Below are 26,080 nucleotides of genomic sequence, written 5' to 3'. Positions count from 1 at the left end.
TTTTTTGGGGGGCAGGGAAATGATCTGTCCACTTTTTTTAAGTTATTATTCGACGGCGAGGTACGTCGAAAATAAGAAATCGAGCATCTTTAAATATTCTGGATCTTTACTGATGTATCATTGAACATTTCTCGGAACGGATCCGGGAACAGGGGCGGTGAGTTTTGAGGAGTGAGAAAGGAATCACGATAACGAATGCACCAGAACTGGAGAAGGTGCCTTCAGGGATCAGCGGTCTTGACGAGATTACCGGTGGCGGACTGCCGAAGGGCCGGCCGATCCTGGTCAGCGGGGGTCCCGGATGCGGTAAGACGCTCTTTGCCATGGAGTTCGTGGTTCGTGGAATCGTCGATCATGGCGAGCCGGGCGTCTTCGTCGCCTTTGAGGAGAAGGTCGACGACCTCATGAAGAACTTCGCGTCGATGGGGTTCGATCTTTTTGACCTGATCGAGCAGAAGAAGATCGTCCTCGACCACATTTTCATCGACCGGTCTGAGATCGAGGAGGCCGGCGAGTACGACCTCGAAGGGCTCTTCATCCGCCTTGGAATGCTCATCGACCGGGTTGGCGCAAAGAGGATCGCCATCGACACGATCGAGGCGATCTTCTCAGGCTTCTCCAACGAGGCGATCCTTCGTTCAGAACTCCGCCGGCTCTTTCTCTGGCTCAAGGACCGGGGAGTCACGGCGGTCATCACCGGAGAACGTGGAGATCGGACGATCACCAAGTACGGGCTTGAGGAGTATGTGGCCGACTGCGTCATCACCCTCGATCACCAGGTGAACCATCAGATCGCGACCAGGCGGCTCCGGGTGGTCAAGTACCGCGGGAGCGTCCATGGCACGGACGAGTACCCGTTCCTGATCAGCGAGGATGGGATCTCGGTGCTGCCGATCACCTCGATGTCCCTCCATCATCCGGCCTCGACCGAACGGGTCTCGACCGGCATCCCGCGGCTCGATACCATGCTGGGCGGCCTCGGGTACTACCGCGGCAGTTCGATCCTGGTCTCCGGCCAGGCCGGGACCGGCAAGACCAGCCTGGCCTCCACCTTCGTCGATGCCGCGTGCCGGCGGGGGGAACGATGCCTGTACTTCCTCTTCGAGGAGTCGGAGAGCCAGCTCCTGCGGAACATGCGTTCGATCGGGATCGACCTGGCGCCCTGGGTGGAGCAGGGTCTCCTCCGGTTCCACGCAGTCAGGCCGACCGCGTACAGCCTGGAGATGCACCTCTCGATGATGCTCAAACTGATGGAGGAGGTCTCCCCACTGATCCTGGTCGTCGACCCGATCTCGAATCTCTTCCCCGTGGGCGACGACCTGCAGGTCCGTTCGATGCTGATGCGCCTGATCGATCATGCAAAGACGCTCGGGATCACCGGACTCTTCACGAACCTCTCAGACTCCTCGATGACCGGGTCGTTGGCGCTGGAGACCACCCAGATGCATGTCTCCTCCCTGATGGATACCTGGCTCCTCCTCAAGAATGTCGAGGGGGGAGGAGAGCGGAACCGCACGTTCGCCATCGCAAAGTCACGGGGGATGCCCCACTCGAACCAGCTCAGGGAGTTTGTCCTCTCAGATCAGGGGATCGAACTCCTCGATGTCTATATGGGCGGTGACAGGGTCCTCTTCGGTTCGGCCAGGATCGCACAGGAGAATCGGGACCTGGCTGAGGTGGCTCGGAACCGCGAGACTATCGAGGCCGGGAAGCGGGAACTCGAACAGAAACGCCGCCAGATGGAGAACGAGGTCGCAGTGCTTCACGAGCGGTTCGCCCGGGATGAGCAGGATCTTGCGATCCTCGTCGAGCAGGAGCAGGCACGTGAGGACGCCGCCACGAAGGCCCGCGAGGCGTTCGCTGCAGAGCGTCAGGCGGACCGATCATGACCGGCGCAGGCAGAGGGGGAAGATTATGATGGCCCCCGACCAGGAGGCGACGTCTTCCGATGAGTTTTGGAGACTCCGGCTGTACATCGCCGGCCAGACCCCGAAGGCGCTGACGGCTTTTGAGAATCTGAAGAGGATCTGCGAGGAGCATCTGAAGGGCAGGTATACGATCGAGGTGATCGATCTCCTGGTCAACCCCCAGCTGGCCGAAGGGGATCAGATCATCGCGATCCCCACCCTGATCAGGAATCTCCCGACGCCGATAAAGAAGATCATCGGGGACCTCTCCAACACAGAGAAGGTGCTGGTGGGTCTCGACCTGAAGAGGGTGCGCTGATGAACGACGAGAAGATCCCCGGAGACGTGACAGCAGACTTCGAACAGAAACTCAACGAAATAAGAGAGGGTCCATTCGTGCTCCGTCTGTATATTGCCGGGAACTCGCCTCGCTCCCAGACGGCCATCGAGAACGTGAAGAGGATCTGTGAAGAGTATCTGGAAGGCCGGTGCGAGCTCGAGGTGATCGATATCTATCAGGACCTAACCACCATCCCCGAGGACCTCGTCCTTGCCGCTCCAACCCTGATCAGGAGACTGCCATTGCCGCTCAGACGCGTCATCGGAGATATGACCGAGAAGGATAAGGTGCTCATCGGGCTCGACCTGATCCCAAAGACCTGAGGAGGCGAAGGACCCTTATGAAACAGGAGATGGAGAGGCTCAGGCAGGAGCTCGAAGACCTGCGTTCCCGGAACCGGGAACTCGAAGAGACGCTGGATGCGATTCAGTCCGGCGAGGTGGACGCGATCGTCGTCTCGAAAGAGGGGCGTAAGGAGATCTACACGCTGGAAGGGGCGGACCACCTGTACCGCGTCCTTGTCGAGAAGATCCAGGAGGGGGCCCTCACCCTGACGGTGACCGGAATGATCCTGTACGCCAACACGGCCTTCGTCGCAATGCGCCGGCAGCGTCTCTCTGCGATCATCGGCACCTCTCTCCGCGATCATATCGCACCCCGGGATCGGAGTCGCTTCGACGAACTGCTCACCAGGTCCCTGACCGGCCCGGGCAGGGGCGAAATGCTCGTCTGCAGTGGCGCCGGGTCATTTCCCGTGCTGGTCTCGATGACCCCGATCATGGTGGACGGGTCGCCGAAGCTGAGCGTCGTGATCAGCGACCGGAAGGAGGACTACGACCGTCTGCATCTCCAGAGCCGCATGCTCGACGCCGTCGCCGACGCAGTCATCGCAACCGATCCTGCCGGCCGGATCATCTACTGGAACTGGTCGGCCACACGGACGTACGGCTGGAAAGAAGCCGAGGCGATGGGACAGAGCCTGAACGAGGCCGTTGTGCGCGAACTGTCGCAGGACGACGCCGATCGTATGGCCGAGCAGCTCGGCTCCGGCAATGCCTGGTCTGGCGAGTTCCAGGTTCACCATCGCGACGGCCATCTCTTTCCTATCCATGTGAACCAGGCACCGGTCTTCGACGAGGATGGTGAGTTCGTCGCAGTGATCGGCACAAGCCACGATATCAGCGAACGAAAGGCGATCGAGCGAGCCCTGGCCGAGAGCGAGGCGGAAGCGCGGTCGTTCATGGATAACATGGTCGATGCCTGTGCGATCTGCGAGACTGTGTACTCCCCCGATGGTAAACCAATCGACATCCGCCTGGTCGAGGTCAATGCAGCCCTCGCCCAGGAGTTGGGTCGGCCGGCCGCCGAGATCGCGGGATGGACCGCCTTCAAGATCCGTCCGGAGCTTACCCTCCCCTGGTTCGACCGGTTCCTTGAGGTCCACAGAACAGGGGCAGCTATGCAGTTCGAGGAGCCGTTCCCTGTGGTTGGACGCTGGTACCGTATCGCCGCGTTCCCGGTCCGCGGGGGTCGGGTCGCCGTGGTGTTCCATAACATCACCGAGCGAAAGCAGGCGGAGGAGGCGCTGGCTGAGAGTGAGGATCGGTATCGCTCCCTGGTCGAGAAAAGCATCGATGCCGTCCTGCTCAGCTTGCCAGACGGCTCTATTCTTGCAGCCAATGCAGGGGCCTCTCAGATCTTCGGCATGACCGAGGAGGAACTGATACAGGCCGGCCGGGCCTCGCTCATCGATGAATCAGATCCCAGATTCACGGCCGCCTACGAGGAACGGGCCCGGACCGGCCGGTTCAGTGGAGAACTGACGTATCGACGGAAGGACGGGACACTCTTTCCGGGGGAGGTGACCTCGGCCCTCTTCACAGACCGGAACGGCGCCATTATGTCGACGATGATCATCAGGGACATCACCAAACGGAAAGAGATTGAGGAATCCCTGAAAATCTACTCTGAACGGTTACAGGTGAGCAACGAGGAGCTCCAACGATTCGCGTACATCGCAAGTCACGACCTGCAGGCGCCGCTGCGATCGATCGTCAGCTTCAGCCAGCTCCTCGATCGCCGATATAGGGGAAAGTTCGATAAGGACGCCGATGATTACATCCGATTCATCGTCGATGGTGGCGTGCGGATGCAGAATCTGATCAAAGATCTGCTCCTGGTCTCCCGGATAGAGACACAGGTACAATCGTTCGCCCCGACTGATGCTCGCACGGTGGTCGCCGATACTATTCGCTCGCTTGAAACCCTGATCCTGGAGATCGGTGCCGTGGTGACCGTCGATCCGCTGCCGATCGTCATGGCCGACCCACCGCAGCTCGAGCAGGTCTTTACAAACCTGATCGGGAATGCGATCAAGTACCGGCGGCCGGAGGTACCGGTTGTCGTCTGGGTCTCTGCCGTTCGTCAGGGCGGTTGGTGGGAGTTCGCGGTCAGGGACAACGGAATCGGGATCGAACCTGAGTACTTCGACCAGATCTTCGAGATGTTCAGCCGGCTCCAGACGAAGGACGAGTATGAAGGAACCGGGATCGGGCTTGCGATCGTCAGAAAGATCGTCGCGCGACATGGGGGAAAAATATGGGTTGAGTCCACGCCCGGTAAGGGGTCCATATTTCACTTCACCCTGCCAGGAGAAAGCATTAAGGGGAGAGATACGGATGTATGACGTCACATCTTCCGGGGCTCAGCAGTTCGCTCATTTTGTAGAGACCCTGATGTACCATTGATCATCGATCAGGCCGGATACGGTGTCGGGCTGCGGACCATTTGGATGTCGACATACTCAGCACGTCTGAACCAATCAGGCGTCACCCCTGAAAAGATCTCAGGGACACAGAACTGCCATGAGGGTGTGCCCCCCTTTCCTTCCACAGAAATACCTGTCTGTTTTTGAGTTGAATATATCAGGTTTTGGATGCATACGATCTTGTATGCAATCATCGGGGGCTGACAGCAGGTGACCGACCTGGTTCAGGCGCTCATCGGCTCATTTCCCTATCTTCTCGGTGGGATCTGGGTCACTCTTGGCCTGGTTCTCTCCTCACTGCTGCTTGGATTTCTGATCGGCGTCCCGATGGCGCTTGCGCAGGTGTACGGAAAACGGCTGCTCAGTGCGATTGTTGCGACCTATGTCTGGATATTCCGTGGTCTCCCGAATCTGGTCCTCCTCTTCCTCTTTTACTTTGGGCTCTTTCCGCTGGCAGGGCTCGATGTAGATCCGTTCTTCGTCGGGATCGTGGTCCTCGGGCTGCGGAGCGGGGCATACCAGTCACAGATCTTCCGCGGGGCGATCCAGTCGATTGGGGACGGGCAGATGCTGGCCGCCCGGTCGCTCGGCATGAGCCGGGTGCAGGCGATCACCAGTGTGATCCTGCCCCAGGCTTTCCGGATCGCCCTTCCTGGCTGGTCCAACGAGTACCCGATCCTGCTGACCGACTCTGCGGTCTGCTATGCCATCGGGATCATGGAGATTCTGACCCGGGCCAACAATATTGTCACCCAGACCTACCAGCCGATGCCGGTCTTTCTGATCTGTGCTGGGATCTATATCCTGCTCAATTATGGCGGGCTGAAGATCTTCCATTTCGTGGAGAAGCGCTACCGGATCCCGGGATTCGGAACCGGAGGAGTCTGATATTATGGACGATGTGATACTCAGTGTGGAGAACCTCTCCAAGACGTTTGGGACCAGCCAGGTCTTGCGCTCGGTCTCGTTTTCTGTGAAGAAAGGAGAGACCAAGGTCTTTATCGGTCCGTCCGGGACCGGGAAGACGACCCTGCTGCGCTGTATCAACCAGTTGACACCACCTGACACCGGAACAGTGCGTCTCCATGGGGAGGAGGTGACCGCCACCTCCCCGCGGATCAACTACTTCCGGCAGAAGATGGGGATGGTCTTTCAAAACTTCTACCTCTTCGACCATCTGACCGCGGTGAAGAACATTGAGCTCGCCCTGATTCGGGTGCAGGGGCTCAGCCGGGACGAGGCCCATACAAAGGCCCTGCAGGAGCTCGAACGGGTCGGTCTCCTGGACAAGGCGGATTGTTACCCGGCCGAACTCTCGGGCGGGCAGCAACAGCGGGTCGCGATCGCTCGGGCTCTCGCCGGGGACCCGGATGTCATGCTCTTTGACGAGCCGACCTCAGCACTCGACCCAGAACGGATCAGCGAGGTGCTTGAGATCATCCGTGACCTGGCTAGAAGTGGAATGACGATGCTGATCATCACCCACGAGATGAGTTTTGCGCTCTCGGTGGCTTCTGAGATCCTGTTCATGGAGAAGGGGCAGATCGTCGAACGTGGCACTCCGCAGGAGATGCAGAACAACCCAGACTTCCAGCGGACCCGGGCATTCCTCTCCCACCTCGGCGACCATGCCGGGCCGATGGGGCAGCAGAGATGATCACCAGATGACGACACCGGACTTTATCCTGACGATCCTCTTGCCTGCCATCGGCAGCGGGCTGCTGGTCACGCTCGGTCTGGTCGCCTGTTCGGCGCCGTTCGGGCTGCTGACCGGGATCGGGGTCGCCCTCGGCAGGACCTATGGGAGTCCGTTCACGGCCTCGGTCTGCCGGCTCTTTGTGCTGCTCGTCAAGGGATGTCCGTTGTTGATCCTGCTCTTCATCATCTACTTCGGTCTGCCCTCGGTCGGGATTCGGTTCTCCGCTTTCGTCGCCTCGGTGCTTGGGTTCATCCTCTGTAATGGAGCCTACACCTCAGAATATATCCGGGGTGCACTGGGCTCGATCCGGGACGGGCAGATGACCGCCGCCCTTGCTCTGGGTATGACTCGCAGGCAGGCAATCCGCTATGTCATGCTGCCGCAGGCGATGCGGCGGGCTATCCCTGGGATCGCCAACGAGATGATCTACCTGATCAAGTACTCGTCCCTGGCCTACATGCTGACCTGTATCGAGGTGACTGGAGCCGGCAAGATCGTCGCAGCTAAGTACTTCACGTACACTGAGACGTTTGCAGTCGTTGGACTGGTGTACCTGGCGCTGGTCACGATCGCGACATGGATGGCCAATTATCTAGAGGTGCGGTATCGGATCCCGGGAATGGTTAACGCAGGGGAGCCGATCTGATCTCCTCCCTCTATGAAAGAACCCCTTTTTTCTATGAAATCTGATCCTGATTGCATATTCCTCTCCTCGATCCAAGGGGAAGCACTTATCACGTAAAAAGATAAGGATGGATGAGTACTGTGATCAGATACATAGTCCCGGAGGGGGAACATCAGACTGGTACTGGGTGAGCAGGAAAGGCAGGTGAGTCCAGAAGAGTGGAAACATCAGTATATTTCTGACCTCCTGATACCTGCTCTGATCATCATCTCGATAACTGTCATCTTCTTCATTGACCTGGTCACGCCTTCTGAATTCAGGGTTCTGACGCCGTACGTCCTCCCTCTGATCCTGACCATCTGGCTCCGGCAGCGGTGGGCGCCTTTCGCTGTTGCAGGGGTTTCAATTGTTCTCATCATCATCAGTCTTCTCTTCACCTCCCCGGCAAATCTTTTTGAGACCGTCCTCGACCGGGCATTGTTCTGTCTGATCCTTGTCATCGCTGCAATAGGGATCCAGACATATACCGATCAGGTGGAGGCCAGGCAGAAATCTGCACGTTCTCTACGGAAGATCATTGATTCGGCCGACAGCCTGATCTTTGTGAAAGACTTTGGGGGGCATTTCCTCCAGGCAAATTTGGCAACGGCTCGATTCTTCGGCACGACTGTCGACGGGATGATCGGGAAGACCGACGAAGATTTCAGGTTCCTGGATACTGCGGATCAGATCCGCCACCTCCATGATGAGAACGCAGAAGTGATTCACAGTAAAAATGAGATCCACTCAGAAGCAGCGCTTTTCGGAGCGGATGGACAGATCCACTGGTTCACCACGGCCAAGGTTCCCATGCTGAATCCGGAGGGAGAGTGTGACAGCGTGCTTGTTGTGGCGACGGATATATCTGAGCGCAAGAAGGCAGAGGAGAGCCTGAAGGAGTACGCCGGGAGACTGCAGCGGTCGAACGAGGATCTACAGCGGTTTGCGTACATCGCGAGCCATGATCTACAGGAACCGTTGCGGTCGATCGTCTCGTACAGCCAGATGCTGGACCGGCGGTACCGGGGGAAATTAGACGCAGATGCTGATGAATTTCTGGAGTACATCGTCGAAGGTGGTCTCCGGATGCAGATGCTGATTCAGGATGTGCTTGCGTTCTCCCGTATCAATGCCAGTGAACCACAGTTCACAGAGACCAATATCGAGGCCGTGCTGGTCGATGTGGAGGAAGGCCTGAACCAGATGATCCAATCCTCTGGAGCGACTATCACCCATGAGCCGCTGCCGATGGTGATGGCAGACCGGATGCAGATGGTTCAGCTCTTCACGAATCTGATCAGCAATGCGGTGAAATTTCACCGCCCCGGGGTGGTGCCGATGATCCATGTCAGGGCCGGCAGGATCGGACAGTTCTGGGAGTTCTCGGTTGCAGATAACGGAATCGGGATCGAATCAGATTACTTCGAGCGCATCTTTGTGATCTTCCAGCGGCTCCATACCCGGCAGGAGTACGAAGGGACCGGGATCGGCCTCACCATCGCCAGGAAGATCCTCGACCGACATGGCGGGCAGATTCGAGTCACTTCGACGGTCGGGAGGGGAACGACCTTCTACTTCACGCTCCCGGCTACCGCCACCTGATCTGATACCCGGGGATGGCTCCTGATCATTCGGGCGGCGGTACGGGGTACATCCACTTCATTTGTTGTCAAATCAACTGTTGCGACGACAACGTTTATCCCAGTTCTGAACCAAGTACTGATCCACTTGAGAGAAGACGAAGAGATCCCGTTAGCAGGGCTTGTTTCGGTTATTGCCAGAACCCACGGGATCATGATGAACTACCGGCTCCGCCCCTATGACCTCTCATCAGGGCAGTTTCCGCTTCTCATGCATCTCTCCCATCAGCAGAACATTACGCAGGAATCTCTGGCTAGGCATCTTCACCTCGACAAGGGAGCGATCGCCCGTGCAGCCCGTAAACTCGAGGATACTGGCTATATCAGCCGGACTCCTGACCCGGTCAACCGGCGGGCGTTCAGGCTCCTGTTGACGGAGAAAGGAGAACAGATTGTCTCTAAAATACAGATGATCGATCAGGAGTGGGATGATCAGGTCTGTGATGGTCTCTCGCCAGAAGAACGCGTAGATCTCAACGCCCTCCTGAACAGAATTGCGATGAATTGTATCAGAAATATCCGTAATCGTGAGGAACCCTCACATGACAGAATCTAATCCAGAAGTCACTCAAAACACAGATCTGAAGATGAAGGCAGAGACCGCTGGTGTCTCACTCTTACGGGGTGACCCAAAGAAGGCGATCCTCAAACTCTCCGGACCGATGATCGTAGCGATGCTGTTGATGTCGCTGTACAACATAGTGAATGCTATCTGGGTGGCCGGGCTCGGCTCTGATGCTATGGCAGCTGTCGGGTTCATCACCCCGCTCTTCATGATTATTATGGGGCTTGGGGCTGGGCTTGGTGCAGGGGTCACCTCGGTGATATCACGACGGATCGGGGCGGAGGATAGGGAAGGAGCGGACAGCGCTGCAGTCCATGCGCTCTTGTTGATGCTCGCCATCTCAGCGATCCTCACGGTTCCCCTGATCCTCTTCGCCCAGCCGATCGCCCTCCTCTTCGGAGCAGGGAAGACGGCTGGACTTGCAGCTGAGTACGGCCAGGTGATCTTCGCCGGGACCGTTCTGCTCCTCTTCTCCAATATCGGGTACGCGATTCTCCGTGCCGAGGGGGACGCTAAACGGACCATGTACGCGATGGTCGCCTCCTCGCTCATCAATATGGTTCTCGACCCGTTGCTGATCTATACGGCGGGTCTGGGGATCGCAGGTGCGGCCTGGGGGACGCTCATCTCTGTTGGATTTGTATCAGTTGTCCTGCTCTACTGGTTCTTTGTGAAGCGGGACACCTACATCTCGCTCTCGTGGCAGCATTTCAAACCCGACCGGGCGATCGTGACAGACGTCCTGAAGGTCGGACTCCCGGCGAGCCTGGAGTTCGTACTGATGTCGGCGCTTGCCATCATTCTCAACGGAATTCTGGTGATCGTCGCTGGCACCGACGCAGTCGCTGTTTATACGGCTGGCTGGCGGGTTGTGATGTTTGCTATCATTCCGGTGGTAGCAATTGGTACCGCCGTGACTGCAGTCACCGGGGCAGCCTATGGTGCACGTCTGTATAAGCGTCTGCGGGTGATCCACCGTTTCTCGGTTGGATTTGGAATCGCTATCACCCTTCTGATCAGTGTGGTGACCTACGTCTTCTCCCAGCAGATCGCCTATCTCTTCGCATACGCTCCGGAGAGCGCTCATCTTTCTCCGACGATTGCAGCCTTCCTGGCGACGATGTGTTTCTTCTATCCGTTCGTACCGCCGGGTATCATGTCAGGCTGTGTATTTCAGGGGCTGGGTCGGGGCGTTAACTCGTTGATCGTCAGTCTGTTCCGGAACCTGCTCTTCATTGCCGTCTTCGCCTATGTTCTTGGTGTCGTCCTTGGTATGGGAGAACATGGAGTCTGGTGGGGGATCGTGATCGGAGACATTCTCGGCGGGCTGCTCGGGTATGCCTGGGCCAGGTATCATATCAGTCAGTTGATATCCCTACCGGGTGCATCGGCAGACTGAGATACTGAATGAATCGATCTGAATCAAAAAAGGGCGTTGGGATTCCCGGCGCTTCATCATTCTCTTTTTTACCTTCCAAAGTACATTGCGACCTCCTTGAGCCGCTCCCGGATATGAATCCCCTGCGGACACTGTTCTTCGCATGCCCCGCATTCTGTGCACTGTGAGGCGCACGATGGGGAACCGCCAAAGAACGACCCGGTGGCAATCGTGTAGTTGATGTTTGCGACACCCGGGTCTTCGAAGATCGTTCCGGCATTGTAGTGGGCGAAGCACTCTGGAATGTTCACACCGGATGGGCAGGGCATACAATATTTGCAGCCTGTGCATGGCACCCTGATACGCTTTGTGTATTCGTGCCTGACCAGATCATAGAGTCGGAGTTCCCCCTCGGAGAGGGAATTTGGGTGACCTTGATCGGCTGTTGCGATGTTCTGCCGGACCTGCTCCGGCGTCGACATCCCGGAGAGGACGACTGTCACCTCTGGATGATTCCAGACCCAGCGGAGCGCCCACTCTGCAGGGGTCCGCTGCGTCGATGCCCTGGTCCAGATCTTCTGGATGGCAGGGATCCTTGTGGCCAGCATTCCCCCGCGGATTGGCTCCATGATCACCAGTCCGAGCCCCTTCTCTGCGGCATACTGAAGTCCTGCAGTCCCGGCCTGGTAGTCCTCATCCATGAAGTTGTACTGGATCTGAGCGAAGGTCCAGTCGTACCCGTCGACAATCTCTTTAAAGACATCCCCTGAAGGGTCATGAAACGAGAAGCCTGCAGCTCCGATCCGACCATCGGCGATTGCATCGTCCAGAAACTCGGTGAGGCCGAGCGGGACCAGGTCTTTCCATAAGACACTGTTCAGGCCGTGGACCAGGTAACAGTCAATATGGTTGGTCTGCAGTTTTTCTAACTGTTCGTTCAGGTAGCAGTCCATATCCTCGCGAGAATGTACCAGCCAGCTCGGCAGTTTTGTCGCGAGGTTCACCCGTTCACGGTATCCGTCCGATAGTGCACGTCCAAGGAACAGTTCGCTCTCCCCGTTGTGATATGGATAGGCGGTATCGATATAGTTCACTCCCCGATCGATCGCGTCCCTGACCATCGCTGTCGCCAGTGGCTCGTCGATGCTCCCGTCGTCTGAGAGCGGGAGGCGCATGCACCCGAATCCCAGGATCGAGAGGTCCTTATCGAGGTTCTTCATCCTCCTATACAACATGAATAGATCATCTCCCTTGCGCAGAATGTGAACTGATGAATGGATAAGGTTTCTCTCACCATCTCTCGATTAGGGCCGGCGTTCTTGGGTAAGATATTGTGAACTGGTACTTTAGGTACCCGAAGAGCAGCCCGAACTGGTAGACCTGCTCTGCTGATAAGTTCCAATTGGTCTGTGGAGCAGGACCTGCACCTGAGTATGCCTGCAGCTATACTGATCCCTGGATCTCAGTGTCTCGTCGTCAGTTATGCCCTGCTGCTGCTCTCTGGTTCATCCCCAGGCCCTATGCACGAGCAGCACCCGTCGCCGGCCATCATTGTCATCATTCGCTTTCCAAGGAAGAAGAGAAGGAGCACAACAAGACCGACACCGGTCATCGCCAGCAACGTCACCCCGATCAGGACCAGGGCCTTTTTCCAGATCAAACCTTTTATCAGGCTCCATACGAGAAGTTGTATCATTGGTTCCTCGAGTAGGTGATATGGGGTCATTGGCATTCTTTCTTTCGTCTGAGGTGGTAGGGCCGGCATGAGTACGGATTTCGTTCGTCATTGATGACAGGTTGAGGCAGAAAGAATCTGAGTGTCTCCCTACCGGTCACCCCATCATTCAGGGTAAAACCTCACGCTTATACCTCACGCTTATAATTGAGGTTGAGGGTGTTGAAGAGGAGGGGGCGGCATTGAAGTCGAGTGCTCCGCTCCCGTTCATGTCGTCATTCATCCCATTGTGTTTTGTCGAGGTCGAGCGCCATTGCCTGCCGATCGACCGTGCCCATCACGTGAGGCCTGCGCCGGCCGGTTTCGACAACCCGGTCGCGGCCCAAGGTCGTCGGACTGAGAATAAGTGGTTGTCCACCCCGGCGTAACCGATACTGTCTTCGTGTTGACGAGATCCTGGTCTTCACCGAAAGGGACGATTGCGTTGGCCACATCGGCCGTCGTTCCTCGCGCCTGCCCGAGGTCCTGCCCCTCCTTCCCTCTATTCAGCCTGGCGAAACCCCTCGTTCGGATCAGATTCGGTCCTCACTACTGGGATTGTAGGACCTGCCCTCAATACATACCTCTATCAATCTGTGGACCATAGGTTTTAAAACAGAATAAGTTCTGTTAGAGTAAATCATGAGCGAAAGAGGATTCGGAGGTCCAAGAAACTTTGGGCCACGAGAAATGACAAAAGTAATCTGTTCAGACTGTGGAAAAGAGTGCGAGGTCCCGTTCAAGCCAACCGAAGATAGGCCGGTCTACTGCAGGGAGTGCCTGCCAAAGCACAGAAAGCCTTCATTCTAATCCTTTTTTTTGGACAGTTGGCGGCCGGCCAGCAACAGAAATATTTCATCAGTTCTCTCCTATCTGAAGTTTGCTCATTTTATAATGCGTCAGGATATCCCTTTGATTATCACTATTCCGGCAGACACACCCCTGTGAACTGCTTCTCAAAGGAGTACCGGACCCGGACTTGCGGAGCGGGTATCCGGTAATTCGATCTGTCGGACGAATGGCGCCTGATGTACCTGATCGTTTCCGGGATCTGATGTTCTGGTGATGACCGGAATCGAGGTAGGGATCATCGATCTCTCGCATGAGTTTATTGCAGATCTCCGTGATTGGGACAGCCAGGGATTTTCCCTGGGTTCCTCTTCTCGATTCATTCTCAGAGAAGAGGGTATCAATAATAATACCGGTGAAACGAGGAGTGATGATCAAATATCGCCAATCCGGTTTGATCTGATGATCCCCGATCATCTGACGTTATTTGGATTTTCCGCATGGACATATTTGTACTGGCGATAGAGATCACGAAGATACTCCACTCCTTCCATGTCGGACATATTCATGCACTCGACACCAATCGGAGGATTGGAGTGATCTAAATATCGCATTGTTCGCCCTTTTTCAAAGAATGTGATCTCAGTACCGTCCGAACCGCAATTAACGATCGTGACTTCGACCTCGGGAAGGTTTTTGAAAGAACTGACAAGGCGGCCATCAATCGCCAGGCTTGGGCGGCCCATAAATATTTTTTTCAGGAAGTAATACTCTGAACCCTGATCTTCGATCTTCATATCGTCACTGTTCATACCATCTCTTCTAATGGATTCACCCCTTATAGTCGTTCCCAACAGACCGGTCACCATTGCCAGTGGCTGTTCTTTGAGGCATGGATCCATAAGGGTGCCAGTTCAGGTAGTAAAAAAAGGGACAATGTTCAATGTAGATGCCATGATGGAAAGTGACCTGATTCTGTACCTTTTTTCCGATGGGCGTGGATCGATGACCAGTTCAACGGTGGCTGAAGAGTTGCATCTCTCTTCTGCAATAACCAATAAAATAATCAGAACGATGATCAGCCAGCATCTGTTAGTAGGAGATGGTCCTCGTGAGGAGAACGGTGTGATACATTTCTCTCTGTCAAAAGCGGGAAAGAGCAGGTTAAACCGTATGCTGTGACTATTCCCTCGATTTTGATCCCGGTCAGACACCTCTTTTCTGACGAGCCGATTGGAGCCAATGGTACAATTGAGTTGTATTTCTGGGTTCAACGAGGACAATTCTGGAACAATATCGTTCACTCTATTCACCATAGAGCCACCACCATCATACCTCTGAAGGGAACATGCCTGTCCAAACTGGCTGATCCTGCGTCCGTCTGGACGAACTGGAGGACCTTCGTCGACCTTGGGGAGGCGGCTCTGTCACCTTCATCACGGGCGAGCGATGAACGAGGACGAACCGGGAGGGGCCTTACTCCGATGCCAGTTCGTGTGGTGAAACAGAAGTGGGTGCAACACTGGTCATCAAAACTATTAACCATTCAGCCCCCGTGTAAGAACTTGGCGATACTCTTGGAAAGACAGCCCGTCAAGTCCGTTATTATGAAGTCTGTTGGGTATGATGAGAATACGAAAATTCTGGAGATCGAATTTCACAAAGGAGAGGTCTACCAGTACTCTGGTGTCCCTTCAAAAGTCTATGCGGATCTCATGCATTCAAGCGAGATTGGAAAGTTCTTCTCCGAAAAGATCCGGCCCCGGTTCCGCGCAAAGCCGGTTGTCGTATAGATCGCATCCTGACCCATTCCCGTACGATGGTCCCGGCTTCTGATGATTATTTAAATTTTCTCGGAAAAGATGCGACGACATCGATCTCTCCCTCTTTCTTTTCATATTTAACTCATCCAAACGGGAACGGTTATCGATCTGTTCACATCTATCATGTCGAGTCCATGATGGAGTCACTGATCTTCATCCTCCTCTGGATGCTTCTTGCTCTGCCGGCGTCTCCGGATCCGGTCCCAGAACAGGATCACTGCATAGAGAACGATGGCGATGACCACGCTCTCAAGGTACATGATGATTGAACGCAGGACGACAGAGTGACCCATGATGTACAAGAGCGGCTGTTCGAGAGAACCTGTGTTCAAGACATAACGTACACCCAGGAGATAGTACAACACGGTGCCAATGATGATGGTCAGGAATGTCCAGACCACGCAGAGGAACACGGCAGACTTCGGCTTCACAGACTTCTGGTGTTTTTTAACGAGTGGTCTGACGGTCAGCACCCCCATTGGGACGAGGATTGCGGCGGCGATGAGATCGGTCCAACCGAGCGAGAATTCTTCAACGTAGAGAGTTCTGACGGCGAGCACCCCGATCAGGCAACCGGCGACGATCAGTGGTAGGATACCACGGGTCCGCGGAGTCATGCGAGCCTCCATCCATAGAGATATCCTGGCGGAGATATACGCGAGGGCAATGATCGGGATGAGGGTGTAGCCGATGACTGCAATGAGAATCAGAATGAATATCTCGAGAAATGGGATCCAGTTTGTCCAGTTTGTAATGTCGAATCTGGGGATGAACGAATCATAAACCTTGATCATCGGCGTCGCCGGGTTGAAGACGTATAAGTGACCCAGTACCATTACAGGAAGGTTCGTCATCGCGAGGAGGTGGAGATGATGAGCTTCCTCTCTCATGTCGGTTGGACCCACGACCCCGTAGTACGCGATGTAGTAGTTCACCCCCGGGTACGAATCCATGACGAAAGTGAGGAGATACCCCGATGTCTCGTCACTCTCATACTGGGTCGCGTCGATCGCCTGCCATTGCTCAGATCTGGAGAGGTTCACCAGGTCGGAACTATTGGAGTCGGCGAGTTCTGGAGAGAGATTGAGCGCGACCGGAGTGACTGTACCGTGCTGTTGAAGGTACCGGTGCAGTTCGTCCTTCTCTTTTATGAACCCGTCCCAGTCTCTGAAGTACCAGACGGCGGTGAGATACTGTTCGCCGGTCTTTGGAGACGTGAAGTTGGTGTAATAATAATTATCCGAGACGTTCGATAGGAATGGTGGTCTCTTCTCATTTCCCTGCCGGGAGATGTATCCGTCGGTCTCGACAAAGAGGCCGGCATCTGATGCATTGAGGTATTCGGTGTTCGTCGTGGCCCACCAGGCATAATTGTCGGGAGGAGGCGGGGTGGCGCTCACCAAGCCGATCAATGTGGAGGAGAGGAGGAGGGCGAGGACGGCGAGACAGATTCCCCACCGTTTCCTATCAAACGATAGATGCAACGACATCGATCTATTCCTCTTTTTGTTCATATTTCACTCATCCGAACGATACCGGTCATCAATCTGTTCACATCCATTCTGTCGAGTTCATGATGGTGCCGGCCTTCCCCCTCGTGAAGTGGTCACTGATCTTCATCCTCCACTGGATGCTTCTTGCTCTGCCGGCGTCTCCGGACCCGGTCCCAGAACAGGATCATTGCGTAGAGAACGATGGCGATAACCACGCTCTCAAGGTAAAAGATCACAGAGCGTACCGCGGCGGATGGGAATGGCTGGGCGAGAGCGATCAGGAATCCACCGAGATCCGGAGAGAGTTGAGTCCATGGCATGATGCCGAGCGTCAGGACGAAGAACGTCCCTATTCCGCAGATGAACACCGCCGTTTGTGGTTTCACGACCTTCAGGCGTTCCAGGAAGAGCGGCCATGGTGTCATCACGCCCATCGAGATGAGGGCTGCGAGAACGATTCCTTCGATTACGCCGGCCGAGACCTGATCGACGAACGGGACGATCCCGGCTGGCACTACGATGAGGCATACGGCGACGAGCGGCGGTAGGAGCGAGTGAATCCACGGCGCTGAACGGGCTTCTATCCAACGAGATAGTCCGACGGTGATATACGCGAGAACGAGGGCCGGAATGAAGACGAAGCCGATGATCAGGAAGAGGAACAACCCCCCGATCATGAGAAGACTGATCCATGACATGGGAATGGGCGAAGGAAGGGGGACCTTCATCGGTGTCGCGGGATCGAGGTAATCGAACCAGAAACTCGAGATAAATCGAGGGATGGTCGTCATGGCGAGGAGGTGGAGACGATGCGTCGTCTCCTCACTCCTGTCTGCCTTACCCATGATTCCGTAGTACGTGATGTAGTAGTTCTCGCCTGGATAGTAGTTCGTGGCGAATGTGATGAAGTACCCCGACGTTCCATCTCCATCGTACCGGGTCGCATTGATCGCCTGCCACTGCTCCAACAGGGCGAGCTCTCTGATATCCGGACTACTGGAGCCGGCGAGTTCCGGGGAGAGGTTGAGCGCGATCGGTGTGACCGTTCCGTGCTGCTGAAGGTACCGGTGCAGTTCATCCTTCCCTTTCGTAAGCCCGTCCCATGTGTTGAAGTACCAGACGGCGTCGAGATACTGTTCGTCGGTCCCTGGAGATGTGAAGGTGGTGTAATAGTAGTTATCCGATACGTTCGGGAGGGACGGCGGTCTCTTTGCCAGTCCCTGCTCAGAATTGTATTCGTCGACCTTGATGAAGAGCCCGGAGTCCGATGCGTTGAGGTATTCGAGGTTCGGAGCCGCTAACTGAGCCCGGTACTCGGGAGGGGGCGGAGTGGCGCTCGCGACGGCGACGAGGGAGAACGAGAGGAGGAGGGCGAGGACGGCGAGGCAGATCCCCCACCGTATCCTATCAGACGGCAGATGTGACGACATCGACCTTTCCCTCTTTCTGTTCATATTCCACTCATCCGAACGATACCGGTCATCGATCTGTTCACATCCTTCCAGTCGAGTCCATGATGGAGCCGGCCTTTCCCCCTGTGATGGTGTCATTGATCTTCATCCTCCACTGGATGCTTGCTCTGTTGGCGTCTCCAAATCAGATTCTTACGCAGGATCACTGCGTAGAGAACGAAGGCGATGATCACGCTCTCAAGGTACATGATGATTGAACGCAGGACGACAGAGCGCCCCATGATGTACAAGAGCGGCTGTTCGAGAGAACCTGTGTTTAAGATATAACGTACACCCAGGAGATAGTACAACACGGTGCCGATGATGATGGTCAGGAATGTCCAGACCACGCAGAGGAACACGGCAGACTTCGGCTTCACAGAATTCTGGCGTTTTTTAACGAGTGGTCTGGCGGTCAGCACCCCCATTGGGACGAGGATTGCGGCGGCGATGAGATCGGTCCAACCGAGCGAGAACTCTTCGACGTAGAGGGCCCTGACGGAGAGCACTCCGATCAGGCAACCGGCGACGATCAGTGGCAGGATGGCACGGGTCCGTGGAGTCATGCGGGCCTCCATCCATAGAGATATCCTGGCGGAGATATATGCGAGGGCAATGATCGGGATGAGGGTGTAACCGATGACAGCAATGAGAATCAGAATGAATATCTCGAGAAATGGGATCCAGTTTGTCCAGTTCGTAATGTCGAATCTGGGGATGAACGAATCATAAACCTTGATCATCGGCGTCGTCGGGTTGAAGACGTATAAGTGACCCAGTACCATTACGGGAAGGTTCGTCATGGCGAGGAGGTGGAGGTGATGGGCCTCCTCTCTCAGATCAACCGGGCCAACGACACCATAATACGCGATGTAGTAGTTCACCCCCGGGTACGAATCCATGGCGAAGGTGAGGAGGTACCCCGACGTCTCGTCACTCTCGTACTGGGTCGCATCGATCGCTCGCCATTGCTCAGACCCGGAGAGGTTCACCAGGTCGGAACTATTGGAGCCAGCGAGTTCTGGAGAGAGATTGAGCGCGACTGGAGTGACTGTACCGTGCTGCTGAAGGTACCGGTGCAGTTCGTCCTGCTCTTTTGTGAACATGTCCCAGTCACCGAAGTACCAGACGGCGGTGAGATACTGTTCGCCGGTCTCTGGAGACGTGAAGTTGGTGTAATAATAATTACCCGAGACGTTCGACAGGAAGGGTGGTCTCTTCTCAGGTTCCTGCCGGGAGATGTATCCGTCGGTCTCGACAAAGAGGCCGGCATCCGATGCATTGAGGTATCCGGTATTCGTCGCGGCCCACCAGGCATAATTGTCGGGAGGTGGCGGGGTGGCGCTCACCGAGCCGATCAGTGCGGATGAGAGGAGGAGGGCGAGGACGGCGAGACAGATCCCCCACCGTATCCTCTCAGACGGCGGATGTGACGACATCGATCCCTCCCTCTTTCTGTTCATATTTCATTCATCCGAACGGCAACGGTCATCGATCTGTTCATATCCATCCTGTCGAGTCCATGATGGTGCCGGCCTTCCCCCTCGTGAAGTGCTCATAGATCTTCACCCTCAGCAGGATGCTTGTTCTGTCGGCGTCTCTGGAGCCGGTCCCAGAGCAGGGTCACCGAGTAGAGAACAATGGCGATGACCACGCTCATGAGATAAAGGATGATGGAACGCACGACGACAGAGTCCGACACGAAGAATGAGACCGGTTGACCGTCTATGACAAAGACCTTAATGAGAAAGAATGACGCGGTGGCAAGGATGATGGCGAAGAGTGTCCCGGCGACGCAGAAGTACACGGCCGACCTCGGCTTCACAATCGTCAGATGCCCTTCGAAGACTGGCCAGGCGGTCAGCACTCCCATCGGAACGAGGACTGCGGTGACGAGGATATCGGTCAAACCGACCCAGACCTCTTCGATGTAGAGAGCCCTGACAGCGAGCAACCCGATCAGGCAACCGACAACGATCAGGGGCAGGATAACACGGATCCGTGGAGTTATGCGGGCCTCCATCCACAGGGCTATCCTGGCGGTGATATACGCGAGGGCGATGACCGGGATGTACGTGAAACCAATGACAAGGAGGAGAAGCGGAGAGATCACCACGAGTTGATTGGCCCAGTATGCGGGGCTGGATGAATAATCCGGAATGGTCATCGGCGTTGCGGGATCGAACTCGTACCAGTGGCTCATGACAAATCGAGGGATACTCGTCATGGCGAGGAGATGTTGATGATGCGTCGCATCCTCACTCACGTTGGTCGAACCTGTGATCCCGTAGTACGCGATGTAGTAATTCTCGCCCGGAAAGTAGTTCGTGGCGAAGGTGAGGAAGTCTCCTGATGTCCCCTCCCCCTCGTACCGGGTCGCATTGATCGTCCGCCATTGCTCCGTCCCGGAGAGATCCCTGATGTCAGAGATACTGGAGCCGGCGAGTTCCGGGGAGAGATTGAGCACGACCGGTGTGACCGTTCCGTGTTGCTGGAGGTACCGGTTCAGTTCGTCCTTCCCTTTCGTGAACCCGTCCCAGGTGTTGAAGTACCAGACGGCGTCGAGATACTGTTCGCCAGTCTTTGGAGAGGTGAAGGTGGAGTAATAGTAGTTATCCGATACGTTCGGGAGGGACGACGGTCTCTTTGCCAGTCCCTGCTCGGAACTGTACGAGTCGACTTTGATGAAGAGCCCGGAGTCCGATGTGTTGAGGTATTCGAGGTTCGGAGCCGCTAACTGGGCCCGGTACTCGGGAGGAGGCGGGGTAGCGCTCGCGACGGCGACGAGGGCGAATGTGAGGAGGAGAGCGAGGACGGCGAGACAGATCCCCCACCGAATTCTATCTGACGGCAGATGTGACGACATCGACCTTTCCCTCTTTCGGTTCATATTCCCCTCATCCGAATGATACCGGTCATCGATCTGTTCACGTCTTTCCTGTTGATTCCGGGCTGGTGCCGGCCTTCCTCCTCGTTATGGAGTCACTGATCTTCATCCTCCACTTTATGCTTCTTGCTCTGTCGGCGTCTCCGGATCAGGTCCCAGAACAGGATCACTGCATAAAGAACGATGGCGATGACCACGCTCATGATATAAAGGATGACTGATCGCAGGACGACAGAGCGACCCACGATGTACGAGAGCGGTTGATCGAGAGAACCTGGGTTCGAGGTAAAACTTACACCCAGAAGAAGGTATAACAGGGAACCAATGATAATGGTGTAGAATGTCCCGACCACGCAGAGGAACACGGCAGACTTCGGCTTCACGTACTTCAGGCGCTCTTTAAAGAATGGTCTGACGGTCAGCACCCCCATTGGGACGAGGATTGCAGCGGCGATGAGATCGGTCCAACCAAGCGAGATCTCTTCGATGAAAAGAGACCTGAGGGCAATCACCCCGATCAGACAACCGGCGACGCTCAGTGGGAGGATGGCACGGGTCCGTGGAGTCAAGCGGGCCTCCATCCATAGAGATATCCTGGCGGAGATATACGCGAGGACGATGATCGGGATGAAGGTGAAGCCGATGATCGGAAGGAGAATCGGAATGAATACCACGAGAAATGGGATCCAGGTTTTGGGGTTGAATATGGGGTTGGACGCGAGACTGGATGTGTGGCTGGACGAATCATGTGAATTGGTCTTCGGCGTCGTCAGATTGAAGACGTATAAGTGACCCAGTACCATTACAGGAAGGTTCGTCATCGCAAGGAGGTGGAGATGATGAGCTTCCTCTCTCAGATCAGTTGGACCCACGACCCCGTAGTACGCGATGTAGTAGTTCACCCCCGGGTGCGAATCCATGACGAAGGTGAGGAGGTACCCCGACGTCTCGTCACTCTCGTACTGGGTCGCATCGATCGCCTGCCATTGCTCAGATCCGGAGAGGTTCACCAGGTCAGAACTATTGGAACTGGCGAGTTCTGGAGAGAGATTGAGTGCGACCGGAGTGACTGTACCGTGTTGTTGAAGGTATCGGTGCAGCTCGTCCTTCTCTTTTATGAATCCGTCCCAGTCACTGAAGTACCAGACGGCGGTGAGATACTGTTCGCCGGTCTTCGGAGAGGTGAAGTTGGTGTAATAATAATTATCCGAGACGTTCGACAGGAATGGTGGTCTCTTCTCACGTCCCTGCCGGGAGATGTATCCGTCGGTCTCGACAAAGAGGCCGGCATCCGATGCATTGAGGTATTCGGTGTTTGTCGTGGCCCACCAGGCCTTATAATCTGGAGGAGGCGGGGTGGCGCTTACCGAGCCGATCAGTGCGGATGAGAGGAGGAGGGTGAGGACGGCGAGACAGATCCCCCACTGAATTCTGTTAGACGGCAGATATGACGACATCGATCCATTCCTCTGTTCATTCATGACTCTGGTGAACGGCACCAGTCATCGATCTGTTCTTCAAATTCAAAGGCGTGACGCTCCTCGTCCGTCCTGTCGAGTCTGTGATGGTGATGGTGCCGGACTTTTCTGTGGTGATGAGTCCGCTCTGGGTCGTGCCGTTTCTGTCCGATATGGTGAACGACGCATTCCCGGCCGTCATCAGGGACCCCGGCTGGCGGCTGAGGGACAGCGAGTCGTAATGCAGAGCGTCTCGTTCGATCGGTGCATAGTCCGATATGAAGTTGATGGTTACTTCCACCGTTGGGGATTGGGCAAAATTGGCAGTAAACGAGAACGGTTGGCCGCTATTGCCTGGGGGTGTTTGTGAGGCCCACGCATCGAATACACAATCGTTGTTCACTCTTATCCCGAAACCGGTCTCATCCGCGTACGTTGCAGGAGTCAAAACACCATTGAAAGTGATGGTATTCCAGCCCACGCCGGTGGGATCAGTGAATGTCCTGTTAATCCAGGTCTGACCAAAGCCAGGGTTACTCTGGATATCGATGCCGTATTCCCCGTGGAGTCCCTCGATTGAATTGCTGGTCATCACGGGCCCATAGGGTGTTGAAAGGCCCGATGGAGTGTACGCCCGGTACTGCCAGGTGCCCCAGCCGCTCTGTGACCAGTTCCATATCATCGCGTTCTGCCCGAACGTCGCACTGATCGTGTGACTGGCCGTCACGTCCTCGAACGTGTAACTGCTCACGGTTCCGACCGATTGACCGTCAACCATGACACTGGTGATGGTGCAGCCAGCATCCGGAGTGATGGTGAAGGTCTTCCGCGTCTCGATCGGTACCTGCACGGAGCCGGCCGGGTTGATACTGCCATGGTTTCCAGCGCTGGCGGTGATGGTGTAGGTAGAGTTGGGCCGTTCAGCACTACTTACCGCAGCAATCCAATTGCATATCAGGATATGGCGATTGACGAGAGGATCCCATGTATCGTGGACTATTACATACGTATTACCAAGCGTGCCGTCGGAATCGTACCCCACGGCTGCCACACTATGCTCCCCATATGGTCGTGAGGGTATTTCCAAGGGAGCGCCGCCGCTCAACATTGATAGCACGGCAGGCGAATCAGCGTCGATTTCATTGATTAACACGTGCCATGTAGAAATGATTATTGTCTGAAAATCAGCACTATATTGATAACTGTAATTCTGTGTGACCAAGTTCATACCAATTGGTATCATTGCTGGAATTGTTGCACCATATAATGTTAGCATATCCCTTCGTAACTCAGATGTCAGGGGATCTCCACTGGTTTGGTTCGTAATTGGAAGGCGCGTCAGGCCACGGTTGCGCCAGTATCCCAGGACCATCGCTGCCGACGTGGGTGAACAGCCATCGTTCCAGAAGTAGAACGGGACATCATCAATGATCTTTGTCGTCTGTCCGAGTGTCATAACCGCCACACTGTTTGCACCAGCCGTCCGTGCGCTGCTATTAGATGTACTCTTCTCTATCGTGTCCCACGCTGCGAGTGCCTGCGCTTTTTTTGACAGTTCGGATCGCTGAATCTCTAACTCGTTCGTTCCGAATCGTGCAAGGGTCGCGTTCGAAGACTCCGGCCTCAGGATCTTCCCCTCGTTGAGGTCGACCACAATCCTTTCGTCACCGGTCTTCTTCGCATCGGCTTTGTCGTTGGAATAGTCCATGTAGAAGAACGTCGCCCCGAGATAGAGCGGTCGCCCGGCACTAATTGAGACTTTTTTCTCGCTTGCCTCCTGTGCGGCAAGCCGGTCTGCCCTGGCCTTCACCGTTGCATTTCGGTCAGGGGTCTCTCCTCTCGAGTATTCGAGGACAGGGAAGTTCTCCCGCGTTGCAGAGATGATCAGGTACCCGGCATACGTGCCGCCGACCGTAAGTTCAAACGAATACGCTGACTGGTTTCCGGTCAGATCATAGTATGTCGTCGCCTGCCGGATGTCCGCACTCTTCCAGTCCGAGAACTCCGAGGACGAAGCAGCGATTCGCTGCACGTTTGTCTCTGCGACAGATTTTGCCTCTTCAACGCTGACGGCGTGTGAATCCGCTGCCGCCGCAGTCACGAACGGTACCATTACCATCGCCGCTAGCAGCAGAGCAACCACCACGATGCTCATACTGATCAGTTTCATTGATTACATCCCCTAATTTCCCTGCATGACACCTGGACACATCCGACATCGTCATGGGAGACAGGTGAACGAACAGTTCGATGCACTACAGTGGAGGGACTCATCCTGTCATTATTTATAATTATCTATTTCAAAAATCAACACTTTATTATTGACCTCGCCGTCTGTTCTGCTCATTCGCACGAACCGAATATCTAGATGAATACTACAATCGAAAACCGGGGGAGATCCGTCCCCCTTGCAGAAGAAAAAAGAGATCGGTATGGTGGCGAGTTCCACATTCGCCGGTAGTTCTGTTCAGACCCGGTGCGCGGATGAGCCCTCGCTCACCGCCACTCGATCCGGGCCGGCTTTCTGGACGGGATGCTGTGGGACGTGAACTTCGGGTACCCGAAGAAGAGTGCGAACTGATACACCCTCCCCTCCGGGATGGCGAGCGCCTGCTTCACCTTCTCCGATGCCATGGCCCCGATCGTCAGAAATCCGGCCCAGCATGCACCGACTCCAAAGGCCGGCGCGGTCACGTCGAAGTGCGTCAGCCCGATGATCGCATCCACCGGGGCCGATGAGTTCCCTGCGGGGGTGTGGGCGATCACCAGATGGGGAGCACCCCTGCAGATCGGATCGGATCCCTGTTCCCAGGCGTCGACCAGATGCTGGAGCGGCAGCCCCCTGCTCAGCGGTGAATCTGCCGCGATCTCATCCCGTATCCATTCGATCGTCACGCCGGCGAGCCGCTTCACCTCGGCCGGGTCAGTGATGATGATGTACTGGACGGGCTGCAAGTTCGCACCCGAGGGGGCGTACCTGACGATCTCCATCACCGCTTCGATCGTCTCTCTTGGCACCGGTTCGGGTTTGAAGTGGCGGACCGATCGCCGGCTCTGCAGATAGAGGCCGAGCGCACCGGGTGTCATCGCCGGCCGGCCCGCCGGCAGTGCCGATGGCTGACCGTCCGGGTCCTGTACCTTCAGCGCCCCGGTCGGGCAGGTCGCCTCGCATTGTCCGCAGGCGATGCAGGATCCTTCGTTCTCCGGGCGGATCGAAGGGATGCTGTCGGTCTCTTCGATGATCCCTGACGGGCAGATTGTCGCACAGGTGGAGCAATGCGTGCAGTTCGTTTCATCGATCACAATGGTGCTCATACCTGCATTCTTTCTCCTGATCACCTGATAGTCGTATGGATCCGATCTTCCGATCACTCACTCTGGGAAGGTCTCTGATCGGCTGGTTCTTTCTCTTCCCAGGGGGACACCGGGAAGGTTCTCTCTGGTGAGGAGCATCCAGAACCAGATGCGTAAAACATGCTCTTTATCTGTTATTCTAGCGTATCTGT

Annotated in this window: 24 protein-coding genes; 13 read left to right on the top strand and 11 right to left on the bottom strand. The window is 55.6% G+C overall.

Annotated elements, in window-relative coordinates:
* The first annotated feature begins 164 nt into the window (after positions 1-164).
* The 10 genes from kaiC to MPAL_RS08180 all read left to right on the top strand — a co-directional run bounded on the left by kaiC (position 165) and on the right by MPAL_RS08180 (position 10,981).
* Positions 165-1,889 carry a circadian clock protein KaiC gene (gene kaiC, locus MPAL_RS08225; RefSeq protein WP_012618294.1) on the top strand — a complete coding sequence of 575 codons (1,725 nt, stop codon included), beginning with the start codon at positions 165-167 and terminating at the stop codon, positions 1,887-1,889.
* A 25-nt stretch (positions 1,890-1,914) separates the two neighbouring features.
* Positions 1,915-2,226, top strand: coding sequence for a circadian clock KaiB family protein (locus MPAL_RS08220; protein WP_012618293.1), 312 nt, complete (start codon positions 1,915-1,917; stop codon positions 2,224-2,226).
* Entirely contained in the window at positions 2,226-2,570 is a 345-nt protein-coding gene (locus MPAL_RS08215) for a circadian clock KaiB family protein (RefSeq protein WP_012618292.1), read from the top strand. Before MPAL_RS08220 ends, MPAL_RS08215 begins: the two co-directional genes overlap by 1 nt.
* 17 nt (positions 2,571-2,587) lie before the next feature.
* A complete protein-coding gene (locus tag MPAL_RS14535; RefSeq protein ID WP_012618291.1) occupies positions 2,588-4,933 on the top strand; it encodes a PAS domain-containing sensor histidine kinase in 2,346 nt (781 codons plus the stop codon).
* Positions 4,934-5,224: 291 nt separating this feature from the next.
* Positions 5,225-5,902 carry an amino acid ABC transporter permease gene (locus MPAL_RS08205; protein WP_012618290.1) on the top strand — a complete coding sequence of 226 codons (678 nt, stop codon included), beginning with the start codon at positions 5,225-5,227 and terminating at the stop codon, positions 5,900-5,902.
* A 4-nt stretch (positions 5,903-5,906) separates the two neighbouring features.
* Complete coding sequence (locus tag MPAL_RS08200) at positions 5,907-6,671, top strand: amino acid ABC transporter ATP-binding protein (RefSeq protein ID WP_012618289.1); 765 nt, start codon at positions 5,907-5,909, stop codon at positions 6,669-6,671.
* Between the two features lie 7 nt (positions 6,672-6,678).
* Positions 6,679-7,359 (top strand): amino acid ABC transporter permease, encoded by a 681-nt coding sequence (locus tag MPAL_RS08195; RefSeq protein WP_012618288.1) that lies wholly within the window; start codon positions 6,679-6,681, stop codon positions 7,357-7,359.
* Positions 7,360-7,542: 183 nt separating this feature from the next.
* Complete coding sequence (locus tag MPAL_RS14530; protein WP_012618287.1) at positions 7,543-8,979, top strand: sensor histidine kinase; 1,437 nt, start codon at positions 7,543-7,545, stop codon at positions 8,977-8,979.
* Between the two features lie 126 nt (positions 8,980-9,105).
* Positions 9,106-9,573, top strand: a complete 468-nt coding sequence (locus MPAL_RS08185) for a MarR family winged helix-turn-helix transcriptional regulator (RefSeq protein ID WP_012618286.1) — start codon at positions 9,106-9,108, stop codon at positions 9,571-9,573.
* Complete coding sequence (locus MPAL_RS08180) at positions 9,560-10,981, top strand: MATE family efflux transporter (RefSeq protein WP_012618285.1); 1,422 nt, start codon at positions 9,560-9,562, stop codon at positions 10,979-10,981. The genes MPAL_RS08185 and MPAL_RS08180 overlap by 14 nt, the downstream gene beginning before the upstream one ends.
* A 68-nt stretch (positions 10,982-11,049) precedes the next feature.
* Here MPAL_RS08180 and MPAL_RS08175 read toward each other — a convergent pair whose 3' ends face one another.
* The 3 genes from MPAL_RS08175 to MPAL_RS15840 all read right to left on the bottom strand — a co-directional run bounded on the left by MPAL_RS08175 (position 11,050) and on the right by MPAL_RS15840 (position 13,129).
* Positions 11,050-12,180: an aldo/keto reductase gene (locus tag MPAL_RS08175; protein WP_236610351.1), complete on the bottom strand. Its 1,131-nt coding sequence runs from the start codon at positions 12,178-12,180 to the stop codon at positions 11,050-11,052.
* A gap of 260 nt (positions 12,181-12,440) precedes the next feature.
* Positions 12,441-12,620 (bottom strand): hypothetical protein, encoded by a 180-nt coding sequence (locus MPAL_RS08170; RefSeq protein ID WP_148208195.1) that lies wholly within the window; start codon positions 12,618-12,620, stop codon positions 12,441-12,443.
* Between the two features lie 290 nt (positions 12,621-12,910).
* A complete protein-coding gene (locus MPAL_RS15840) occupies positions 12,911-13,129 on the bottom strand; it encodes a hypothetical protein (protein ID WP_148208194.1) in 219 nt (72 codons plus the stop codon).
* Positions 13,130-13,316: 187 nt separating this feature from the next.
* Between MPAL_RS15840 and MPAL_RS15160 the strand changes: the two genes are divergently transcribed.
* Positions 13,317-13,484: a CxxC-x17-CxxC domain-containing protein gene (locus tag MPAL_RS15160; RefSeq protein ID WP_083767024.1), complete on the top strand. Its 168-nt coding sequence runs from the start codon at positions 13,317-13,319 to the stop codon at positions 13,482-13,484.
* A gap of 452 nt (positions 13,485-13,936) precedes the next feature.
* On the opposite strand, the gene MPAL_RS08160 is transcribed toward MPAL_RS15160, so the two are convergent.
* Complete coding sequence (locus tag MPAL_RS08160) at positions 13,937-14,275, bottom strand: hypothetical protein (RefSeq protein ID WP_012618281.1); 339 nt, start codon at positions 14,273-14,275, stop codon at positions 13,937-13,939.
* Positions 14,276-14,288: 13 nt separating this feature from the next.
* Here MPAL_RS08160 and MPAL_RS08155 point away from each other — a divergent pair, with 13 nt between their 5' ends.
* Positions 14,289-14,645: a hypothetical protein gene (locus MPAL_RS08155; protein WP_148208193.1), complete on the top strand. Its 357-nt coding sequence runs from the start codon at positions 14,289-14,291 to the stop codon at positions 14,643-14,645.
* Between the two features lie 302 nt (positions 14,646-14,947).
* Entirely contained in the window at positions 14,948-15,256 is a 309-nt protein-coding gene (locus tag MPAL_RS08150) for a KTSC domain-containing protein (RefSeq protein ID WP_012618279.1), read from the top strand.
* Between the two features lie 173 nt (positions 15,257-15,429).
* On the opposite strand, the gene MPAL_RS08145 is transcribed toward MPAL_RS08150, so the two are convergent.
* The 7 genes from MPAL_RS08145 to MPAL_RS08115 all read right to left on the bottom strand — a co-directional run bounded on the left by MPAL_RS08145 (position 15,430) and on the right by MPAL_RS08115 (position 25,913).
* The gene (locus tag MPAL_RS08145; protein ID WP_012618278.1) at positions 15,430-16,776 is read right to left on the bottom strand and encodes an MFS transporter; all 1,347 of its coding nucleotides are present in this window, start codon (positions 16,774-16,776) and stop codon (positions 15,430-15,432) included.
* A gap of 116 nt (positions 16,777-16,892) precedes the next feature.
* A complete protein-coding gene (locus tag MPAL_RS08140) occupies positions 16,893-18,209 on the bottom strand; it encodes an AI-2E family transporter (protein WP_012618277.1) in 1,317 nt (438 codons plus the stop codon).
* Positions 18,210-18,325: 116 nt separating this feature from the next.
* Positions 18,326-19,669, bottom strand: coding sequence for an MFS transporter (locus MPAL_RS08135; RefSeq protein ID WP_012618276.1), 1,344 nt, complete (start codon positions 19,667-19,669; stop codon positions 18,326-18,328).
* 116 nt (positions 19,670-19,785) lie between these two features.
* A complete protein-coding gene (locus MPAL_RS08130; protein ID WP_012618275.1) occupies positions 19,786-21,096 on the bottom strand; it encodes a hypothetical protein in 1,311 nt (436 codons plus the stop codon).
* A 116-nt stretch (positions 21,097-21,212) separates the two neighbouring features.
* A complete protein-coding gene (locus MPAL_RS08125; RefSeq protein ID WP_012618274.1) occupies positions 21,213-22,574 on the bottom strand; it encodes a hypothetical protein in 1,362 nt (453 codons plus the stop codon).
* Between the two features lie 16 nt (positions 22,575-22,590).
* Positions 22,591-24,744, bottom strand: a complete 2,154-nt coding sequence (locus MPAL_RS08120; RefSeq protein WP_012618273.1) for a C39 family peptidase — start codon at positions 24,742-24,744, stop codon at positions 22,591-22,593.
* A 326-nt stretch (positions 24,745-25,070) separates the two neighbouring features.
* Positions 25,071-25,913: a nitroreductase family protein gene (locus MPAL_RS08115; protein ID WP_330217421.1), complete on the bottom strand. Its 843-nt coding sequence runs from the start codon at positions 25,911-25,913 to the stop codon at positions 25,071-25,073.
* Between the last annotated feature and the right edge of the window lie 167 nt (positions 25,914-26,080).

The sequence above is a fragment of the Methanosphaerula palustris E1-9c genome, assembly GCF_000021965.1.
Taxonomy (GTDB): Archaea; Halobacteriota; Methanomicrobia; order Methanomicrobiales; family Methanospirillaceae; genus Methanosphaerula; species Methanosphaerula palustris.
The sequence above is the reverse complement of the archived record's forward strand: the minus strand, read 5'-3'. Positions and strand labels throughout refer to the sequence as shown.

Coding starts and splice junctions, on each gene's coding strand:
- MPAL_RS08220 (WP_012618293.1), top strand. CDS start 1,915: ATGATGGCCCCCGACCAGGAGGCGACGTCTTCCGATGAGTTTTGGAGA.
- MPAL_RS08130 (WP_012618275.1), bottom strand. CDS start 21,096: ATGTCGTCACATCTGCCGTCAGATAGAATTCGGTGGGGGATCTGTCTC.
- MPAL_RS14535 (WP_012618291.1), top strand. CDS start 2,588: ATGAAACAGGAGATGGAGAGGCTCAGGCAGGAGCTCGAAGACCTGCGT.
- MPAL_RS08180 (WP_012618285.1), top strand. CDS start 9,560: ATGACAGAATCTAATCCAGAAGTCACTCAAAACACAGATCTGAAGATG.
- MPAL_RS08215 (WP_012618292.1), top strand. CDS start 2,226: ATGAACGACGAGAAGATCCCCGGAGACGTGACAGCAGACTTCGAACAG.
- MPAL_RS15160 (WP_083767024.1), top strand. CDS start 13,317: ATGAGCGAAAGAGGATTCGGAGGTCCAAGAAACTTTGGGCCACGAGAA.
- MPAL_RS08200 (WP_012618289.1), top strand. CDS start 5,907: ATGGACGATGTGATACTCAGTGTGGAGAACCTCTCCAAGACGTTTGGG.
- MPAL_RS08150 (WP_012618279.1), top strand. CDS start 14,948: ATGCCAGTTCGTGTGGTGAAACAGAAGTGGGTGCAACACTGGTCATCA.
- MPAL_RS08160 (WP_012618281.1), bottom strand. CDS start 14,275: ATGAACAGTGACGATATGAAGATCGAAGATCAGGGTTCAGAGTATTAC.
- MPAL_RS08145 (WP_012618278.1), bottom strand. CDS start 16,776: ATGTCGTTGCATCTATCGTTTGATAGGAAACGGTGGGGAATCTGTCTC.
- MPAL_RS15840 (WP_148208194.1), bottom strand. CDS start 13,129: ATGTGGCCAACGCAATCGTCCCTTTCGGTGAAGACCAGGATCTCGTCA.
- MPAL_RS08195 (WP_012618288.1), top strand. CDS start 6,679: ATGACGACACCGGACTTTATCCTGACGATCCTCTTGCCTGCCATCGGC.
- MPAL_RS08135 (WP_012618276.1), bottom strand. CDS start 19,669: ATGTCGTCACATCCGCCGTCTGAGAGGATACGGTGGGGGATCTGTCTC.
- MPAL_RS08175 (WP_236610351.1), bottom strand. CDS start 12,180: ATGAAGAACCTCGATAAGGACCTCTCGATCCTGGGATTCGGGTGCATG.
- MPAL_RS08155 (WP_148208193.1), top strand. CDS start 14,289: ATGGATTCACCCCTTATAGTCGTTCCCAACAGACCGGTCACCATTGCC.
- MPAL_RS08125 (WP_012618274.1), bottom strand. CDS start 22,574: ATGTCGTCATATCTGCCGTCTAACAGAATTCAGTGGGGGATCTGTCTC.
- MPAL_RS08140 (WP_012618277.1), bottom strand. CDS start 18,209: ATGTCGTCACATCTGCCGTCTGATAGGATACGGTGGGGGATCTGCCTC.
- MPAL_RS08120 (WP_012618273.1), bottom strand. CDS start 24,744: ATGAAACTGATCAGTATGAGCATCGTGGTGGTTGCTCTGCTGCTAGCG.